Source organism: Prochlorococcus marinus str. AS9601, from assembly GCF_000015645.1.
Lineage (GTDB): Bacteria > Cyanobacteriota > Cyanobacteriia > PCC-6307 > Cyanobiaceae > Prochlorococcus_A > Prochlorococcus_A marinus_O.
The window spans coordinates 627,340-646,231 of sequence record NC_008816.1; the positions used below are offsets into that span (position 1 = coordinate 627,340).

The window sequence follows — 18,892 nt, forward strand, 5'->3', positions numbered from 1 at the left end:
ATTTCCTTTTTTTAAAAGTAAGTTTTTTAAAAACTAACTTATAACATGAGTCTCATTTGATAAATTGAAAAGTTTAAATGCAGATTTTTTTTGATTTTTTTAGAAATAAATATCATTATAGTTATGCAGAAGAATATAAATCTATGGATCAAATCAGCCAGTCAAATTTAACTGACAAGAAACTTGTCGAGTGCTCTCCAAATAAAGTCTCTTTAGAAACAGAGCTTTCAGAAACTCTTTATGACACTATGAAAGATTTTGTATTAAGTAACCCAACTTGGGATCAATATAAGCTTATAAATTCAGCATTAGCTACTTTTTTCGTTCAAAACGGATGTACAGATAATGCTGTCTCAGAAATTTATTTAAATCAATTATTTACACCATCTAAGTCTTTTTAATATTTAAGCAGGCTCTTCTACTCAAGGCCATCATCGTAAGTGTAGGGCTTTGCCAAGATGATGTGGGCCAGCATGCTCCATCTAATACAAGTACATTCTTGCATCTCCATAATCTATTAAATTTATCAACTACGCTATTTTCTTCATCTATCCCCATTGGTGCCCCCCCTACTTCATGAATGTAATATCCAGGAGGAGGAGGACTATCTGAAAGTGCGATCAAATTTTTTGTAAATAGACTCCCTAATGGGATATTAATTAGTTCATTAATATTTTTTATTTCTCCATTAGCAGCTGTGATTGATTTACGTATTGTGTTTTCCATATGTTTAGCCATATTTAATTCATTTTTGCTCCATTCGAATTCAATGAAGGGAATTGGGATACCCCATTCATCTGTTTTTCGTGAGAGAGAAACTGAGTTTTTCTCTCTAGGAAGGACTTCGCCATGGGCGATAAGAAAGCCAATGGATGTGTTTGTGTCTTTTTGCAAAAATTTAGGAATCCCTAATCGATCAATTGCCCCCCAGATTCCATAACCTCTATGGAAATTTATGTCGTCAATTTCTGGTAAATTTGAACCAAATGGAATAAAGAAGCTGCCTGCTCCAGAAAGATCGGGTGGATTATCTACTGGTTTATCTGAGTTTTTTGTTTTTGGGACTGAAAAAAATCTACAGATAGATATGTGATCCATGAGGTATTTGCCTAATTTCCCAGAATTATCTTTAAACCCTGAGGAATTTGTTTTATATTCTGAGTTTAGTAGTATTCTGAGTGTTGAAATTGTTGACGCGCAGAGAAAAATTAAATCACAATTCAAGACTTCTTTTTGTCCATTTTCTAGGTTTACGATCGTTAGTTTTGAGGCAAGCTCTGTTGCCTTGTTAATCTCAAAAGACTCCACTAGGTAATTAGAGATTATTTGTACATTTCCAGTATCTAAAGCTTTTTTTAAAGAGCTTCCTAAGCTAGAGGACTTTGGCCATTTTTTTTCTTTTACTGATGAATTACGGTCAAATCCTCTTGATTGGATAAATGGATAGTTTAATTTTGATTTTACTTTGTTACCAAAAACATTTTCGTTTTCTGTAAGAGGTATTTCTCCAATATATTTACCGTTTGGGACTTCTTTAATGTCATCTTTTCGTCCATAGATGCCGCAAAAATTTTCAATGAAATCATAGTGAGGGGATAGTTCATCGTATGAAATAGGCCAGTTTGGTCCGAATCCGTCTTTTTTAGCAGGATGAAAGTCTTCTGAGGAAAGTCTTAATGTTATGCCTCCCCAAGTTAATGATCTCCCCCCATATTGTTTACCTTGGGTCCAAAGAAATGGCTTTTTTGTTGGGAAGTCATAAGGATGCTTCAATTCATTTGAATATAAGTCAGGATTATTTTTCCAATAACCAGGATGTTGGCATTGATTGGCATGTTTTTTTGTTAAAACTCCTGATAATCTTTTGAATGTACTTTTTGGCTCATCATTACTAGCTTCATGCCTTTTAACTTGAGGCCCTGCTTCTATTACTAAAACTTTGATTCCTTGTTCTGCCAATGTAAGTGCTGCTATTCCTCCTGTAGCTCCAGAACCAACAACAATTGCATCATAAGGACTTATATCCAAAACCTAGTTCGTGATTTGTTATTTCAATAAATATAGCATTCAGTAAATAATTAATTTTTAGATTTCAGCTTAAGAAGTTAGAATTTATTGAAATACTACTCAAAAAATGAGATTTATAATTTTAACTGTTTTAATGATTGTTTTAACTCTCCCTTCTAGAAGCTTCGCTGCATTGGATTATGGTAAACAATCCTTAATTGGAGCTGATTTTTCTGGATCTGATTTAAAAGGAGCAACTTTCTATTTGACTGATTTACAAGATGCAAATTTATCAGATTGTGAGCTTCAAAATGCTACTCTTTATGGAGCAAAATTGAAAGATACTAATTTAAGTAACTCCAATTTAAGAGAAGTAACTTTAGACTCGGCTATTTTAGATGGAACAGATTTATCAAATACTAACTTAGAGGATTCATTTGCTTATAGTACACAGTTTGAAAATGTAAAGATACAAGGCGCAGACTTCACAAATGTTTTTTTGCCAAAAGATATTATTAGGAAATTTTGTGAGAGTGCCACTGGAACTAATCCAATTACAAATAGAGAAACTAGAGAAACTTTAGAGTGTGATTACATTTAAATTTATGCACATACAAGTTCTTTTTTAATCTTTCTTTGTTTATAAAGTGATCTTCCAACAGGCCAACCTAAAGTAGATAAATGTTTCATTAAAGAACCTGAGTATTTGAAATAAAAATTGTCTGAATATTTTATGCCAAGTTCTTTTAGAGTGGTTACTAATAAACATAGATCTTTCTTTTTGCCTTTTTTCATATCCAGTAATATCAATGCTTCACTTGATAATTTTTTTTCTAGAACCTTATCATTTTCAGCAAAACCAACTTTAAGTGAATTAAATTCATCAGAATAAAGAGTATAAATTATTCCATCTTTGAATTTATCTTCAGAAGTATCTACATTAAATCTTGATGATATTAATGTTTTGTATCCTTTAATGATTTTTCTGTTATTCATAATTATTTGATTTCATCCTGAGCTAATTCGTATTTCTCCAATAGATTGTTTACTTCTGCTAGTGCAATCCTCTTTTGACAGGCCGAGTCATATCTATTTACTGCTACTGAAGGTATTGAACCTTTGCTTTTCATTTCCCTTATACCAGTTTCTAAACATTGAAAAGCAACACTTGATAGATCTCTTCCTTCTGCTGCGGCCCAAACTTTCAAAAGATAAGTAAGGTTTGATGGTACTGAGATCTGTACTTTGTTTGAATTTGAAGTATTTAATGCAATATCATCGAGACTAATTTCTTTAGAGGAAATAGTTTCTTTAACTTTTTTCTTCAAAAATTTTACTTGGCTTATAGCGTCCTCTTTATTCTTTATTTTCTGCTCTATTTCAAATAACTCTTCTTCAGAATTAATTAAAGCTTCTAATGCCCATTTAGCATCATCTTTCGCAACAGCAGTTCTATCAAGCCATTCATCTCTTATTTTTGACCAATTACTAGGCATAAGCTTTATGCGATAATTCTATGATATATAAATCTGAATAGATTGTCTATGTATTCTATATAGACTTAATATAGATTAAATAATTTTCTAATGTTATCTTTAATAATTCCTCATCTTAGAAATAATCTTTTAAAAGAATTGAAACTGCAGAATCTATTCAATATGAACTTAGAGATATTTTTTGTTAAATGAAAACTATATATTAGACTATTCAAACTTTTTAAATTTGGGTTATTTGTTTATTTAATTAAAGACTTCTGAGCTTTTAATCTCTTTCAATAAGTTCAATTTTATAACCATCAGGATCCTCAACAAAAGCCAAGACAGTAGTACTATTTTTCATTGTTTTAGGTTTGGTTGTTATTTTGCAACCATTATTTTCTAATCCTTGGCAAATAAGATGAATATCTTTTACTCCAATAGCTATGTGACCATATTTATCTCCAAGCTCATAGTCTTCAGACTTTTTGTCCCAGTTATAAGTTAATTCAATTACTGAGTTTTCTTTTTCTGAGCCATAACCAACAAATGCCAAAGTGAACTTTCCATGAGGGTAATCCTTTTTTCTTAATAAATTCATGCCTAATCTATTGACATAGAAGTCGATGGATTTATCTAAGTCTCCAACTCTCAGCATTGTATGTAATATACGCATTTTGAATTATGAACCTTAATCAATTATCTAATATTTATTAACCATCTGCAAAAGTTGAGATTTTTGATGCTAATTTTTAAATAAAGTTAAAATAAATTAAGATAAGGTATTAGTACTTAATTTCAACAGCATATTGAATCAGATATTCCAGAGACTCTCATCAGTATTTTTGTATACTTTGCCATTAAAGGCATCAATACCTTTTGGATATTACTTGTTCTATAAATATTCATTTTTAAAAATACTATTATTACTAACTTTCCCGATAGCCATAATTGAAAAATCTTTGCCTTTTGGTAGTTTTTTATTATTTATAATTTTGTTTGCTGGATTAGCAAGGAATCCAAATGTTCCCTATTTCGTTAGATATAACGCATGCCAAGCATTACTTATCGATATTGCTTTAATAATAATTTCATATCTCTTGAGAATATTTCCAATAGTTGAATTAGGCTCAATAATTTTTATATTTACACTATGTATTTTTATTTATTCCATTTCTCAATGTATTTATGGAGTTGAACCTGAAATTCCCTTAATTAGTAAATCTGTAAGAATGCAAATCTAAAAAGATTTATAGATTTACTGACTTTCTTCAGCACTCATTCAGAATAGATTCCCATCTTTGCTGACTTGCCTTTATTGCTTGCATTGGCGGATTAGTCCCCTCTATTTCAAAGGCTTTAATTAATGATTTATTAGCTAATAGAGCTAATCTTGCAGCCTCTCTTTGCCTAGAGCATACTTTTTTTCTTGATCCCTCTTTTAAACTATTTTCGATTTCTTTAAGAATCTGGCTAGCTTCATTCGATTTAGAATAAAAATCATTCATGTAAACATCAAGTGCCGTATCAGCAAAGATTTCACCTGGAGAGATTATTGTGACTAAGCACATTATAAAACTTACAAATACAAATATTTTCATAAGAATCTTAAGTAAATTTTTTATCCGATCTCTTTAATACTAAATAAAAGGTAAGAACGCTAATTGTTCCAGATGGGCCTATTAAAACATGCCAAAATTGATCGCCACTAATTGAGAGCCTTGTGCCAAAGAAAGTCGTAAAAATAATACCAAATATTGGGTAAAGAATAAAAAGCCAATCTTTAAAAACTCTTTGCCAATTAATGATTAGAAGGATACTTATTATTACTTGAAAAAGGAGAGCAATAGTTTTATCAAATAAAAAATATGAGATTATTGAACATAAAGAAATGCAAAAATTAGTTTTTTGAATAAATTTATTTTTTATAACTGATATTGATAAACATGTTAGACCTAAAGATAGGAAAGAATAGAATAACCAATTAAATAATGAGGAGTGATCTACATAAATCCAAGATGTTTGAGTATGATCTATGATTTCAGAAATCGATGCCAATCCTAAAAAAATAAAACCGAAAGGTATTAATTTGCTCTTGCTTATATGTTTGAATTTATTGTTCGATCTAATACCTAATAATATTGGGATGATTGCTGCTTGAAAGTGGGCAAATAATAAAATTGAAAAAAACAAAATAAACTCTCAAACTTAATTCATCCTAATTTAAAAAAAAACAGTTTCGGTTCACTTGAGTAGAGAAAGGTACCATTGGCCTATTACTATAATCAATATTGTAAGAACAAAAGGGAAAGCAGGATATCGTGTTTGAAAATTAGCAGGTGGCCAAGGAGACCAAGATATTAATCTTCCTTGCGGTTCATTTGAAATAACTTTTTTTTTCGATTTTTTGGATATTAAATTATCTGTGGCAAACCCTTTACTCATAATCTAAATAAAATTTATAATAACAAGAACGTTTCGAAAAGGCGTTTATATTATTCGGTTCTTTTTATTTGAACGGAGGGGGTGGGATTCGAACCCACGGTGCCCTTGCAGACACGCTAGTTTTCAAGACTAGAGCCTTAAACCACTCGACCACCCCTCCAGAGGCTATTCAGTTTTGTTGAACTTCAAAACTATAACATAAGAAATTAGTCATAGTCTATAAATTCAAAGATTAAAAATTTATTTCAAGAAACTTGTCTGAAAGAGGAATTTTATTTAAAAATGACGGGTTAAGTCGTTATAACAGTCAATTATTGGTCACATTTAGTCCAAAAATTTAGGCCACAAAAAAAATCACCCAAAGTTGACATTTTGTTGAAATAAACCAAATAAGTTATTCCCAACTATGGCAGCGATTATTAAAACGAAGGCAACTATGGCGAAAAGAGCACTAACATCTTTTATGTCATATGGTGCTTTAAATAAAGGTTTTTGGTCTGCCATTGTTATCTAATATATAAATGCAATTGAATCATATTATTTTAATGCTTGTGAGAAGTATTAAGTTATTGTTTAGTCTAAGAATGGATAAAAAAAAAGCCACTGAAAGTGGCTTTTTTTTTAATGGTTAAATAAAACTAGCTTGTGTAAGCTTTTCCTCTATAAGTTAGTTCATTGTGCTGCTTTTTAGCTGCTTCTTTGTTCTGGACGTACTTTTGTCCTCTGTAAATTAGAGTCATTTTTTAGCTCCGGTTTCGCTTAAGTCCCCGTTCCATGGCTTAAGTCGATTTGCGGCTTGCTATACGCAAGTTGAACGTTTTGGTAGCGGTTGCTACAAATTTATAATAACATCCATTAAAATTATTTGTCTAGGTTTTTAATAAATAAACTTAATATATTAATCATAGATTAGGTTTCTGATAAAAATATTTATTATAATCCCAGCTTAATTTCTCACAGGTTACATTTTGTTCGTTTTTGAGAAGTATTTTTTATTTAATGAACTTTTAAATGTAAAATTCTTAAGATTATAAAATTTGTTTTATGTTTTCTAGAAGCAAAAAACCTACAGTAAAAAAATCTGCAATAGTTGAAGAGACTCCATTATTTGCTCAATTATTACCATTCGCAAACAGAATGAATGATAAGGTCCAATTGGTAAATGCTTTGGCTTTTACTTTTATTATGGGATTCTCAATTTTTGGAATTGCTCTATGGAAACTATCAGGGCTGACCTAAATATTTTATTTTTGCAATGCATCAATTTTTGATGCTTTGTTTTCAATTATGGTTATTAACCATCTAGAGGCTACCCCTCTGGATATTGATCTATTTTTTAGAAATCTACATATATATACGTGTAGATTTTTTTCGTTTTTGGAGTTAAATTTTTCCTCAAAATCTAAGATATCCTCTTCTGATGTTCTTTTTCTTAACTCATCCACCAATGCATGACTGGAGGAATCATTAAACAAGTTCCCAATATTTAAGCTTAATGTCATAAATAATTTATGTCCCTATTTAAGAGGTAGCCATAAATTAAATTTTTAAAAACTAATTTATATTTTTTATTTACAAATTATTCAAAATTTAATCTTTTGGTTTAGCAAGAGGAAGCAAGCACTTATCTGAATCACAACCTGCTGGTCCTGCTTCAGATAGTTCTCCAATATCATATTTATTAAGAGCGTCAAAGAAATCGTTATTTACTTTCCTTTCTATTACTTTATTCTGCAATGATATATATTCCTCCTTACTTATTGGTTCAAAGGGTAATCTCGGGAAAGTAGCGTTAGCACTAAATCTAGCCAGCAATGCTGCTGAAATATATCCCTCATTATTTTCTATTGCATTATGAATAGCCTTAGCTAAATCCTCGATTTCATTTTCTCTAAATTCTACGGTTGCAGAGGTATTATGCTCTGTGTAAAATTTCTGCACTTGCATGTAAAAATCAAATTGAGCTAATGCTGAGAAATTATTGATGTCTATTTGGTCTGCGCCGTCTATATTTGCCCAACTAACTTCTGTAGGGATTTCAACTAACCATTCTGTACATCTTGGATCAAATGGATTATCGAGCAAGCAACCATTTTCATCTTTATCAGATTGAGATGGAACAACTGAGTAACCATAATCCATGCAAGCTAAAGCAATTGGGTCATTTTTCCTGAAAGTTATTCTTCTTATGAATCTTTGAGCCTTTGGAGGATGCCAACCTGGAGCTGCTCCAGTAAGAAGACTTTTAGTTCCAGCTGGCTGAACTGTTGTGCATCTATTTGGTCTCCTTAGATTGTGCTTATCACAATATTCCCATACAGTTTCTTTTACTATTTTTCTCCAAGAATCTAAGAATTTAGCTTCCTTTTCTTTGAAGGCCTTCCCTTCTTCGCTATTTGGCCTTCCTGCTTCCCACCATTTCAACCATGGCGTCCCAAAAGCATGGACACAAAAATCAAATAATCCAGTGAAACTTACTCCTACGATAGGATCATATTCCCTACTTTTTCTGTAACGCTCAACTTCAAATTCATGATTAAGTAAGCATGCTACAGAAAGAGCGGCTGCTTTAAAAGCTTTTTTTTGCTCTTCAAAATTTTCTGGATCAATCTGATTTAAATGAACTTCAGCCAAATTGCAATGGAAATCATTTCCCAAGATCTCCCCACAAGGGTTAAGTCCATATCGACTCATCCTGTGGTCTAACTCTTCTTCTGAAAAAGGACCATAACTACTATTTATCCAATTTCTCGCTTCATCCTTGCCTTGTTCTGAGTAGATTTCAATAAATTCCTTTCTCAATTCATCATCTTTGAGAATATCCGCATTTGACCTTGCTATTGCTTCTGGTGCAAATTGAATGGCTCCCTCACCTGAATGGAATTGTTTTGTTACTGCATCCAAAACAGTTTGGTAAGTGGGTTTTGTATGGTAAACCCTAGTATGATTGGCCATTCTGAGGGCATCTTTTTCAGGATCTATTCTCCAATTACCATTCTCATCTTGACTCCATAAATTTTCTTTTGCAGATGCGGCTTCCCTATCATTTGAAGCAAATTGTCTCATTCCAGCACTTCTTCTAATATTCCCAGCAACTATGGTTACTGCAGCTTCATCAATTAATAAACAACACTCTACTGTACTTAATTTCCTACCAATTGCCTTTCCAAGAAGTGATGCGACTCTAGAGTAAAGATCTTTCAATTTGATAGGATTTGCCATACCACCAAAACCTTTTAATGATTCTCCCGCAGGCCTAATATCTTCCAAATCAATATAAACATCAATTTCTCTTTCAAGACTCTCGTTACTTGATGCCTCAAGAAGATATTTATAGCTATCTACCCATCCTCTTCTGCTATCTCCAACTTTGATATGAAGATCTTTTCCTTTAATTTCTAATGATGACTTTTCTTCTCTTTGATCTTTAGGAGTTATTCCAACTTCACTGACTGATTTAATGTTTATTTTGTTAATTACCGTAGGTAGATTATTTATAAAATGAGGCTCAATTATTGCACCTGTTCCACATCCCATCATTGCTAAGTCCATCATTAATGCGAAGGCTTCCCAATCGATTAAGTTTGTTGAGGTGCAGTTGTATGCTCCTGAGAAATTTTGGTTCTTATTAATCCAAGGGGTTCCGCCTATCCATAACCATCTTCCTGAAGGTTGAGCTTTTTGGTTACTTTGCATCTCTCTCATTAGGATTAATTCTTCTTCAGAAAGTTTTCCTAATTCTTTTAATCCCGATAAATTCCTTTCGCCTACTTCGCTCCAGTTCTCCCTTTTGCCAGATGAAGTTTTTCTACTATAAGATCTGAAAAAAACTGGGTAAGCAGCTGGCGCAGTCTTTGGAAAGTCATCTTTTTTAAGATTATTGGAATTGCTCTCTGAAGAAGCTTTATTTGGTGCAACAGTCACGATAAAAAAAACGTATGTAAATAACCCGTACTGGAAGAATAACTCTACCTGTGGCGTCTGCAACTATTCTTACCACTATTTAACGGTTTGTGTAGAATTATGTTTAATATGAAATCTTTGTTTCAAGAAAGGATATGGAAAGAGTCCCCGAACCTGAATTAATGGAAGAAAAAGAGCAGGTCATTTCTTATGACGAAGCTGATTTTTCAGAAGGGGAAGTTAATCTAATTAATCAAATAAATCAATATCTTTTGAAAAAAAATATTTCTTTAGGTGAAAAAGATTTAATAGTTGATTTAGGATGTGGCCCAGGAAATATTTCTGAGAAGTTAGCAATAAAATGGCCTAATACTGCAGTAGTAGGAATAGATGGTTCTAAAGAGATGATTTTGAGAGCAGAATATAATAAAAGTATTTCTAATAATCAAAAAAAATTAAAAAATTTACGCTACATTTGTTCTGACATCAAGGATATTAAATCAAATAATTTTTTATTTAAAAAAAGAATTAGTTTGCTTGTAAGCAACAGTTTGATTCATCACATTACCAATCTTGAAGATTTCTTCAACACAATAAGAATTTTATCTAGTAATATTACTGTAAATTTTCACAAGGACTTAAAAAGGCCATTAGATGAAAAGTCTGCTTTAGAACTCAAAGCACAATGTTCAACTAAATATAATGAGATTTTAACTAATGATTATTATGCCTCTTTAAGAGCTTCTTATACTTTTAAAGAGTTAAAAAAATTCATCTTAGAGAATGATCTATCCTCTTTAGATGTGTTTGAGGAAGGTGAAAATTATTTAATAGTCTATGGTAATGTTTAAGAACTAAGTGAAAGGCCCTTATATTATATAAATGAGCTTAGATACTAAAATTCTAAATAATAAAGAAATACTGGATGCGGTAAATAAAAGAAGAAATTTTGCTATTATTTCACATCCAGATGCTGGGAAAACGACTCTTACCGAGAAGCTTCTTTTGTATGGAGGTGCCATTCAACAGGCAGGAGCAGTAAAAGCTAGGGGTAATCAGAGAAAAGCCACCTCAGACTGGATGGAACTTGAGAAACAAAGAGGTATTTCTATTACATCAACTGTATTGCAATTTGAATATGAAAGATCTGTAATTAATCTATTAGATACACCAGGACACCAAGATTTCTCCGAAGATACTTATAGAACATTAGCTGCTGCTGATAATGCAGTTATGTTGGAAGATGCTGCTAAAGGGCTAGAACCTCAAACTAGAAAATTGTTTGAAGTTTGCAAGATGCGAAAAATACCAATATTTACTTTCATAAATAAAATGGATAGACCAGGAAGAGAGCCATTTTCTTTACTTGATGAAATTGAATCAGAACTTGGATTAAATACCCTACCAATAAACTGGCCAATTGGGAGTGGCGAGGAATTTAGAGGGGTTATTGATAGATTTTCGAGAGAGGTGATTTTATTTGATAAAGCAGTGAGAGGGAAACAATCGAATGAGAAAAGATTAAGTCTTGAAGATAAAGAGCTATCAAAATATGTAGAGAGAGATTTACTTGAAAACTCACTTGAAGAATTGGAGGTTCTTGATGAGGCAGGATCTAAATTTGAAAAAGAAAAAGTTTTTAATGGCTCTTTAACCCCAGTTTTCTTTGGATCTGCTATGACTAATTTTGGCGTAAGGCCATTTTTAGATAGTTTTTTAAAAATGGCACAAAAACCAACTTCAAGAAATAGTAATAAAGGGGATATTGAACCTGCAAGCGATGAATTTAGTGGGTTTGTTTTTAAGCTTCAGGCAAATATGGATCCAAAGCACAGAGATAGGGTTGCTTTTATAAGAGTTTGTAGTGGCAAATTTGAAAAGGATATGTCAGTTAAACATTCCAGAACTGGGAAAACAATTAGATTATCAAGACCACAAAAAATATTTGGGCAAGATAGAGAAGTAGTTGATGATGCCTATCCTGGAGATGTTATTGGTTTAAATAATCCAGGGATGTTTTCTATTGGAGATACTCTTTATACGGGTGCTCATCTGGAATATGAGGGCATACCATCCTTTAGTCCTGAAATATTCAGCTGGTTAAGAAATCCAAATCCCTCAGCATTTAAAAACTTTAGAAAGGGTGTTAATGAACTTCGAGAAGAAGGAGCTGTTCAGATACTTTATGACTTTGATGAGAGTAAAAGAGACCCTATACTCGCAGCCGTTGGTCAATTGCAGCTGGAGGTAGTAACTCACAGATTAAAAAGTGAATATGGTGTAGATGCAAATCTTGAAGCAATGCCATATCAATTGGCTAGATGGATTTCTGATGGATGGCCAGCCATTGAAAAACTAGGCAGAATATTCAACTGTAAAATAGTTAAAGATTGTTGGAATAGGCCAGTTATTCTTTTCAAAAATGAGTGGAATCTAAATCAGTTTGTTGAAGACAATAATCAATTAAATTTAAACAAAGTTGCGCCCGTTGTTAGTGGAGTCGAACCAATTGTTTTATAAAGTCTTAATGGATTATAAAATTAGTTAATCTATTAGTATTGGTAAAAAATTTTGGATTCAAACAGTAATAAAAATAATAACGAAAAATCACCTTATGAAATTTTAGGTGTAAAAGAAGGTGCTGCTTTTGAGGATATTCAGAAGGCTAGAGATATTAAAGTTAAAGAGGCTGGTGAAGACTTAATTTTAAAAGCGAAAATAGAATCTTCCTTTGATCAATTACTCATGGGTAGTTTGAAAGCCAGGCAATCAGGAAATGTAAGCTATGAAGCTGTGAGTGCTTCAAAAAAAGAAAAACAAATTAATCAATTTACCAATAATAACTTCCCACTTCTTTCTAAGATAAAAAATTTAAATAATAACTCTAACAATTCAAGTCAGTATAGTCTGCCAAAAATAACTACCCCCTCATTTGATAATCTTTCAATAAAAATATCTGTTGGGCTATTATTTTTAATTTTGTTATTTATCAGTCCAGACTCTAATAATAGACTTTTACTCTCTATCTCAACATTAATACTTACCTATACTCAAATTAAATCAGGGAAAAGATTTATAGGTTCTCTGGGTTGGAGTGTTACCTTTCTCTCGATAGGATTAATATTTGGTGGATTGCTTGAAAATAATTCTTTCATTCAGGAAGTATCAAACAACTCTTTATCAATACAAAAAATTCAAAGTATTCCGGCCATGGTTATTTTATGGCTAGGCGTAATTTTTTTATGATTGATTTTCTATCATAGATTTAATTTCTTCAAAATTTATAAGATATTTATTTTTACAAAATTCACAAACCAACTCTGCTTTGCCATCTTTCTTGAGGATGTCCTCTAACTCGCTCTTATCAAGCATTTTCATCGCATTTAAACTTCTTTGTTTGGAACACTTGCATTTAAAACTCACTTCTTGAGAACGAGCTTTTTCAGAGATTGATTTATCGTCAATATCGGGAAATATATTTCTAATTAACTCAAGAAGATTATGTTTTGACTTAAATAGATCTTCGCTGAAAGAATTAATTTCTTTGCATCTTTCTTCAAGTAGTGAGATTAGCAGAGGGTCAGTATCTTTTTTAGGTAAAACTTGAGCTAATAAGCCACCACTACAAATAACACTTTTATTTTGAATTTTTTCTCCAATAAATACAGCAGAGGGAGTTTGCTCTGAATGATATAAATATGAAGCTAAGTCTTCAGCAATATTCCCATTTACTAATTCAACAGTGCTTGTAAAGGGTTCTCCAAATCCACTATCTCTAATTACATTTAAATATCCTGTACCTAGTGCTTTTGTGAAATCAAAAGAATATTTATCATTATCTATTTTGACTAGGTCCAATTCTAAATTAGGATTACCTACATAACCCCTAACTTTCCCGTCTCTTCCTGCATCAACTAGTAATCCCTTTAAAGGTCCGTCAGATCTAACTCTTAAAGTGACTCTCCCATGCATTATTTTCATCGAGCTTGCTAAAAGCAGTGAAGCACTAAATGCTCTGCCTAAGATACAGGTGGTTAAGTAAGAAAGGCCGTGTCTTTTTTTTGCTTCTAAAGAAGATTCTGTTGTTAAGACCGCAACTAATCTTATTCCTCCATTGGCTGCAGTAGCCCGAACTATCCTATCCTGCATGATTTTCTTTCATAAAATTTTTGATTTTCCCTTTTTCCAAGAATAATATCCTAGAAGGAATTCCCTCAAATAAGGCAGGTTCATGAGTAACAATAATAATTGTATTTTTATTTTTTAAATCAAGAATTAAATTCTTCACATCATTTCTCATTGAATAGTCTAATCCAGCAGTTGGTTCATCAAGTAAAAGAATTGAGGGGTTTCTAAGTAGTTGAACTGCTACAGCTAACCGCCGTTGTTGTCCGCCACTTAGCTGTTCTGGTGGTTGAGTCAGATTAATTTTTTTCAAACCAACTTTATTTAAAACTATTTCTATATTTTTTTCTCTTAAAGATTTATGGCCTATTTTTAATTCTTTACCAATGGTTGTACCTATAAAGTATCTTTCAGGAAATTGGAATACTACTCCACAAAACCATCTTCTTTGCCTAGAAGACAAAATTTTATTCTTCCAAGTAATTTTTCCTTTTTGCGGATTTGTTAATCCGCTTATTATTTCGAGTAGTGTTGTTTTCCCAGAACCACTACTGCCGCAAATTAAAATGATTTCATTTTCATGAACTTTTAAATTTAAATTGTCTATTATTTTTCTTTCACCAGTTTGGGGTTGATAAGATATTTCTTTTAAATCAAGCATTATTAATTAAGTTATAGGTATGAATTTGAATCTAGTAATAACTTACTTATAATAGCTTTAGATTTAAAAAGATATTAGTCAATATGAATATTATTTTTAGGGAAGTTGATCCTTTTAATTGTTGGATATGGATCAGGTTTTCAGAATCACCAACTCAAGACGAAAAAAATTATTTAGATGGTGTTTTTGATAGTTGGTACGTTTTAGGAAGGTTAGGTGGATTTAATTCTGAAAATTTGCAAACTCATGAAGAGGGTTCCGATCTAAGTTGGATGTCCTATGATAATGACCAAAAAAATGCATCTCTTCCAGCCTTAATGCATAATTTAGGAATTATGGAATATCAAAATCTTTGGGGAAGATGTTGGGTTGATTTTGGAACTTCAGACTCTATTTCAATAGATATATTAATTAATTCTTTGAATGAGATATCAAATAATTATGTAAAAATTGAAGAGTTAATTATTGGGGGTGAAAATAATGATTGGTCAGTTGAAGAACATGAAGATTTAGTTTTCAAAGATTAAGTGTTTTAGATGGAAGACTTAACAAGATTAATTATTTCCCATGAAAGAATTGAAAATATTAAGAACAATAATTTAGAACTTTCTAAAGAAGAGGCTCATTATTTAAATAAAGTAATGAGGATAAAAAATGGTAAAAAAATATTTATAGCTAACGGAGAGGGTTCATTATGGAAAGCTACAAAAGTTAAAAATGATTGCTTAGAAATAATTAAATCAAAAAAACCTTACTTAATTCAAGAACAAGAAATTCACTTATTAGGAATAGCTGTTGTTATACCAAAAAGTGGTTTTGAGGATATTTTAAAAATGTGTACTGAAATAGGAATTGATTACATACAGCCATTATTTTCAGAAAGACAGGTAAACAAAAATTTAAATTTTTCTAGAAAACTTTTGAGATGGAATTTAATTATTAATGAAGCTGTTGAGCAAAGTGAGAGATTATGGAAACCATCTATTTTAAATGGAATGGATATTATTGAATGGCTAAAAAGTAGAGATAATCAAGAAAGACTTTCAATTTCTATAACTAGAGAAGAAACACTATATGACTTAAATCAATGGTTAAGAAAACAACAAGAATTTGGAAATAAAAAAGGAGGTATTTTTTGGAATGTAATTGGTCCTGAAGGAGGTTGGTCCGATAAAGAAATTGATTTTTTTAAAAAAAATAATATTACCTTTGTTAAGCTTTCCGATACTATCTTGAGAACTTCAACGGCTAGTATTAATGCATCATCAATTCTAAATCAGTGGAGAATTGATTTAAAATTAAAGAATTAGATAAATATGGATTTAATTAGAAATCAATTTTTTATAGGTTTTTGCATTAATTTTATTTTGATTTATATATTTTGCAGGATTCCTTTAATGACGAAAAGTGGTTGGGTAAGTGCAGGAATCTTAGGTACAATTTTGTGGGGATGTTTGTCTTGGCAGGGATGGATGTCAGTTGTAATTTATTTATTATTTGGATCCCTCGTTACCAAAATAGGTTTTAAATTTAAAAAAGCACAAGGAATTGCTGAAAAAAGAGGCGGGATGAGAGGCCCTGAGAATGTATGGGGATCAGCAGCTACAGGATTATTTCTTGCCATTATGACCAAATTTAATGCTGCCAATGTAGTGATGTTTAAAGTAGGTTTTGCTGCAAGTTTTGCTGCAAAGTTGGCGGATACTTTTGGTAGCGAAATTGGAAAAAGATTTGGTAAAGACACATACTTAATTACTTCACTTAAAAAGGTGGATAGGGGAACTGAGGGAGGAATAAGTATAGAAGGAACATTAGCTAGTGTTTTGGGATCAATATTTATGTCTTTTATAATGCTTCGTCTATCAATTATTTCTACAAAATATCATTTTATAGTTGTTGTAGTTTCTGGATTCTTGGCAACACTTTCCGAAAGTATTATTGGTGCTAAATTTCAAAACAAATATAAATTAAGTAATGAATTGGTAAATGCTATTCAGACAAGTATTGCTTCTGTTTTTGCTATTTTTGCTCTTATTTTATATTCATATTTTTTAAATTAATAATATTTGGGAAGACCTAAGATCCCTTCCATTTTGTAAGAATCTCCCAGCTTTTAAGTCTTTGGAAAAGCCAGAAATGACCTTCGGAATTTAGATGAATTCCATCATGCGTAATCCAATTTTTACTCCTTTTATCAGAGTACATTTCTCTAAAAGTAGGAAGAAATGGGACATTCTGATTGAGGCATACTTCCTCCATTCTCCTTTCATAAGAATTACAAAAATCATTTGAGTACCATAGACATCCTGCGAACGGCATTTTGCTTTCGTCAACTGGTGTCAAACCAATAACAAATAAATTTGTTTGAGAGCTCATTTCATTAATTAGCCTCTCTAATCCATATTCAAATCCATCTATATCTAATTGATGTCTTCCATTTATCTGACCAATTGCTGCAGAGTCGTTAAGACCTACATTTAGTAGGATTGCTTTAGGTTTATTTCTTCTCGTTTCTCCTCTAGATGACCATTCTTTTTCCCATCTAGATGAAACTTTTTCTATCCCATCTCCCCTAACGCCAAGTTGATAAATAACTGGCCCATTTTGGTTTTTACCCCAATCTTTTCTAAGCCTCTCACACCATCCACCACCCTCGTTATCTCCCCATCCATAAACTGAGCTATCTCCAATTACAACAAGCTGTTTTGGTAAACTAATCACTATCAGCGAAAAAAAATAATTACTTGATTTAACAAATTATTCTTACAAATCAAGTTAAACTATTCTTGATTTTACCATTTATTAATTCTCCAACTATTGCGATGGAGCTATAAGCTATCAAAACTATGGTGACTTCCTGCCATGCGAATGAACTTAGTGATTCTTGCAATTGCCAACCTAGACCAACACTTCCAATAACCCCAACAATTGCAGTTTCTCTAATAATGATGTCAGATCTATAAGCGCAATATGCTAAGTAACTTTTTGCTTGTTGAGAAAATAAACCTAAAAGCCAACTAGTCTTTTTTGAGATTCCTAGAGATTTCATTGCAATATAATTTCTCTTGTCTTGGCTATCTAGATTTGTATAAAGTAATTTGCTAGTAATACCAGCGTTGTGGAGACCTAATGTTAAAGCTGCTAAAGATAAAGAAGGATTATTAAAAGTTAATAGAGTTAGAAGTATTACAGGTGTAGGTATTAAACGTAATAAAAATGCAAAAATTTTTATAAAAATTTTAGAACTATTGTTGTTAAAAATTCCTATTACTAATGGAGGTAAACTAATTGCGATTCCTGTTGATAAAAGACTTAAAATTATTGTTTCTAATATAAGTTTTAAGAAATAAAATAATCCTAAATCTGAGCTTGATTTAAAAAGAGAACTAACGGAATTAAAATTTTCAAAATTATTATTAAAAATAAAATAAAGAAAATATGAAAAAGAAAATAAAATTGTTATGAAAAAACCCGCAATAAAAAAAATAGATAGGATTTTATTTGTGGTATTAAATTTTATTTTTTTGAATATTAATCCAGAAAGAATTATCAAAATTGCTAATGACCATAAATAAGTCCATAACTCTTTAAAATTCAAAGTTTGGAAAGATAAAAAAATACTGGTACCTATTCCTCCAATCCCAAAAAGTCCTAAAATCACAGTACTTCTTATTGAACACTCTAATCGATATAAACCAAAGTTTTTAAATGTATTTATTATTGGATTCCATATTAAAGTTATTAAAGAAGAAAATTTAGGTGTATTTATTTGATTTATAGATTCAAAACTTTTGTAGTCAATAGTTTCTAATTGTTCAGCAAATACTTTTGAATTTACAGCAATATAAGGTATACATATAGATATTATTCCTATCGAAAAATTTATTCCATATATTTGCATTAATATTATTCCCCAAACCACTTCGTGTATAGATCTAATTATTGTTAGAAAAAACCTTATTATGCGGTAGAAAAAATTTGGAATATTAAAGATTTTATAAAAAATATTTGAGGAAATTATTCCAAAAATTGCTCCAAAAATAATACTTACTAACCAACTAAAAAAACCAATTAAAATAGTTTCATTTAATCGCTTAATTACGGTAATAATAATTTCATTATCGATCTTGGGATTAAATGCAGAAATTAAGAATTCTTGGAATAATTTAAATCCTCCAAAATGAATATTGTTTATTAATTGATACCCTAGAGGTATGCATACCAAAATTGGAAGAAAAGATAATGAGGTATAGTTTAATTTTAATTTGTTCAACTA

At 31.2% G+C, this 18,892-nt stretch carries 25 protein-coding genes and 1 tRNA gene; 10 read left to right on the top strand and 16 right to left on the bottom strand.

All coding sequences use genetic code 11. From position 1 onward, the window contains the following. The first annotated feature begins 143 nt into the window (after nt 1–143). On the top strand, nt 144–401 hold the full coding sequence (locus A9601_RS12545; protein ID WP_011818151.1) for a DUF2811 domain-containing protein: 258 nt from the start codon (nt 144–146) through the stop codon (nt 399–401). On the opposite strand, the gene A9601_RS12550 is transcribed toward A9601_RS12545, so the two are convergent. Further along, complete coding sequence (locus tag A9601_RS12550) at nt 388–2,028, bottom strand: GMC oxidoreductase (protein WP_011818152.1); 1,641 nt, start codon at nt 2,026–2,028, stop codon at nt 388–390. The two genes, A9601_RS12545 and A9601_RS12550, sit on opposite strands and share 14 nt — an antisense overlap. Before the next feature lie 106 nt (nt 2,029–2,134). Here A9601_RS12550 and A9601_RS12555 point away from each other — a divergent pair, with 106 nt between their 5' ends. Next, complete coding sequence (locus A9601_RS12555) at nt 2,135–2,608, top strand: pentapeptide repeat-containing protein (protein ID WP_011818153.1); 474 nt, start codon at nt 2,135–2,137, stop codon at nt 2,606–2,608. 2 nt (nt 2,609–2,610) lie between these two features. On the opposite strand, the gene A9601_RS12560 is transcribed toward A9601_RS12555, so the two are convergent. The 3 genes from A9601_RS12560 to gloA form a co-directional block, all read right to left on the bottom strand. After that, entirely contained in the window at nt 2,611–3,003 is a 393-nt protein-coding gene (locus tag A9601_RS12560; RefSeq protein ID WP_011818154.1) for a hypothetical protein, read from the bottom strand. Between the two features lie 2 nt (nt 3,004–3,005). After that, nucleotides 3,006–3,503 (bottom strand): VHS domain-containing protein, encoded by a 498-nt coding sequence (locus tag A9601_RS12565; RefSeq protein ID WP_011818155.1) that lies wholly within the window; start codon nt 3,501–3,503, stop codon nt 3,006–3,008. A gap of 265 nt (nt 3,504–3,768) precedes the next feature. Continuing rightward, entirely contained in the window at nt 3,769–4,158 is a 390-nt protein-coding gene (gene gloA / locus A9601_RS12570; protein ID WP_011818156.1) for a lactoylglutathione lyase, read from the bottom strand. Nucleotides 4,159–4,291: 133 nt separating this feature from the next. Here gloA and A9601_RS12575 point away from each other — a divergent pair, with 133 nt between their 5' ends. Next, nucleotides 4,292–4,726, top strand: coding sequence for a Tic20 family protein (locus tag A9601_RS12575; protein WP_011818157.1), 435 nt, complete (start codon nt 4,292–4,294; stop codon nt 4,724–4,726). A gap of 27 nt (nt 4,727–4,753) precedes the next feature. On the opposite strand, the gene A9601_RS12580 is transcribed toward A9601_RS12575, so the two are convergent. The 6 genes from A9601_RS12580 to A9601_RS18310 form a co-directional block, all read right to left on the bottom strand. After that, entirely contained in the window at nt 4,754–5,083 is a 330-nt protein-coding gene (locus A9601_RS12580) for a hypothetical protein (protein WP_011818158.1), read from the bottom strand. 7 nt (nt 5,084–5,090) lie between these two features. Then, entirely contained in the window at nt 5,091–5,675 is a 585-nt protein-coding gene (locus A9601_RS12585; RefSeq protein ID WP_011818159.1) for a hypothetical protein, read from the bottom strand. Between the two features lie 51 nt (nt 5,676–5,726). Further along, entirely contained in the window at nt 5,727–5,927 is a 201-nt protein-coding gene (locus A9601_RS12590; RefSeq protein WP_011818160.1) for a hypothetical protein, read from the bottom strand. A gap of 73 nt (nt 5,928–6,000) precedes the next feature. Next, nucleotides 6,001–6,087, bottom strand: a tRNA-Ser gene (locus A9601_RS12595). A gap of 194 nt (nt 6,088–6,281) precedes the next feature. Beyond that, nucleotides 6,282–6,431: a hypothetical protein gene (locus tag A9601_RS18570; RefSeq protein ID WP_011818161.1), complete on the bottom strand. Its 150-nt coding sequence runs from the start codon at nt 6,429–6,431 to the stop codon at nt 6,282–6,284. 134 nt (nt 6,432–6,565) lie between these two features. After that, entirely contained in the window at nt 6,566–6,667 is a 102-nt protein-coding gene (locus A9601_RS18310) for a DUF4278 domain-containing protein (protein WP_011862700.1), read from the bottom strand. A gap of 304 nt (nt 6,668–6,971) precedes the next feature. On the opposite strand from A9601_RS18310, the gene A9601_RS12600 reads away from it, so the two are divergent. Then, nucleotides 6,972–7,166: a hypothetical protein gene (locus tag A9601_RS12600; protein ID WP_011818162.1), complete on the top strand. Its 195-nt coding sequence runs from the start codon at nt 6,972–6,974 to the stop codon at nt 7,164–7,166. A gap of 5 nt (nt 7,167–7,171) precedes the next feature. On the opposite strand, the gene A9601_RS12605 is transcribed toward A9601_RS12600, so the two are convergent. After that, nucleotides 7,172–7,429, bottom strand: a complete 258-nt coding sequence (locus A9601_RS12605; RefSeq protein WP_011818163.1) for an RNA recognition motif-containing protein — start codon at nt 7,427–7,429, stop codon at nt 7,172–7,174. 88 nt (nt 7,430–7,517) lie between these two features. Continuing rightward, a complete protein-coding gene (nrdJ, locus tag A9601_RS12610) occupies nt 7,518–9,851 on the bottom strand; it encodes a ribonucleoside-triphosphate reductase, adenosylcobalamin-dependent (protein WP_011818164.1) in 2,334 nt (777 codons plus the stop codon). 134 nt (nt 9,852–9,985) lie between these two features. On the opposite strand from nrdJ, the gene A9601_RS12615 reads away from it, so the two are divergent. From A9601_RS12615 to A9601_RS12625, 3 genes are read left to right on the top strand one after another with little or no spacing between them, the layout of a single operon-like run. Further along, complete coding sequence (locus tag A9601_RS12615; protein WP_011818165.1) at nt 9,986–10,681, top strand: class I SAM-dependent methyltransferase; 696 nt, start codon at nt 9,986–9,988, stop codon at nt 10,679–10,681. Nucleotides 10,682–10,712: 31 nt separating this feature from the next. Continuing rightward, complete coding sequence (locus tag A9601_RS12620; protein WP_011818166.1) at nt 10,713–12,350, top strand: peptide chain release factor 3; 1,638 nt, start codon at nt 10,713–10,715, stop codon at nt 12,348–12,350. A 51-nt stretch (nt 12,351–12,401) separates the two neighbouring features. Next, the gene (locus A9601_RS12625) at nt 12,402–13,076 is read left to right on the top strand and encodes a CPP1-like family protein (protein WP_011818167.1); all 675 of its coding nucleotides are present in this window, start codon (nt 12,402–12,404) and stop codon (nt 13,074–13,076) included. Here A9601_RS12625 and hslO read toward each other — a convergent pair. Then, nucleotides 13,071–13,979: an Hsp33 family molecular chaperone HslO gene (gene hslO / locus A9601_RS12630; RefSeq protein WP_011818168.1), complete on the bottom strand. Its 909-nt coding sequence runs from the start codon at nt 13,977–13,979 to the stop codon at nt 13,071–13,073. The two genes, A9601_RS12625 and hslO, sit on opposite strands and share 6 nt — an antisense overlap. Next, on the bottom strand, nt 13,969–14,616 hold the full coding sequence (locus tag A9601_RS12635; protein WP_011818169.1) for an ABC transporter ATP-binding protein: 648 nt from the start codon (nt 14,614–14,616) through the stop codon (nt 13,969–13,971). The genes hslO and A9601_RS12635 overlap by 11 nt, the downstream gene beginning before the upstream one ends. Nucleotides 14,617–14,699: 83 nt before the next feature. Here A9601_RS12635 and A9601_RS12640 point away from each other — a divergent pair, with 83 nt between their 5' ends. Genes A9601_RS12640 through A9601_RS12650 form a run of 3 tightly spaced genes read left to right on the top strand, consistent with a single transcriptional unit; the run spans nt 14,700 to nt 16,676 of the window. After that, nucleotides 14,700–15,143 carry a DUF3531 family protein gene (locus A9601_RS12640; RefSeq protein WP_011818170.1) on the top strand — a complete coding sequence of 148 codons (444 nt, stop codon included), beginning with the start codon at nt 14,700–14,702 and terminating at the stop codon, nt 15,141–15,143. A 9-nt stretch (nt 15,144–15,152) separates the two neighbouring features. Further along, complete coding sequence (locus A9601_RS12645; protein WP_011818171.1) at nt 15,153–15,926, top strand: 16S rRNA (uracil(1498)-N(3))-methyltransferase; 774 nt, start codon at nt 15,153–15,155, stop codon at nt 15,924–15,926. Between the two features lie 6 nt (nt 15,927–15,932). Beyond that, nucleotides 15,933–16,676, top strand: a complete 744-nt coding sequence (locus tag A9601_RS12650; RefSeq protein ID WP_041484523.1) for a TIGR00297 family protein — start codon at nt 15,933–15,935, stop codon at nt 16,674–16,676. Between the two features lie 16 nt (nt 16,677–16,692). Here the strand turns inward: A9601_RS12650 and A9601_RS12655 are convergent, their stop codons facing one another. Then, nucleotides 16,693–17,337 carry a GDSL-type esterase/lipase family protein gene (locus A9601_RS12655; protein ID WP_011818173.1) on the bottom strand — a complete coding sequence of 215 codons (645 nt, stop codon included), beginning with the start codon at nt 17,335–17,337 and terminating at the stop codon, nt 16,693–16,695. A 49-nt stretch (nt 17,338–17,386) separates the two neighbouring features. Then, the gene (locus tag A9601_RS12660) at nt 17,387–18,889 is read right to left on the bottom strand and encodes a PhnE/PtxC family ABC transporter permease (RefSeq protein WP_041484524.1); all 1,503 of its coding nucleotides are present in this window, start codon (nt 18,887–18,889) and stop codon (nt 17,387–17,389) included. Nucleotides 18,890–18,892 lie beyond the last annotated feature (3 nt).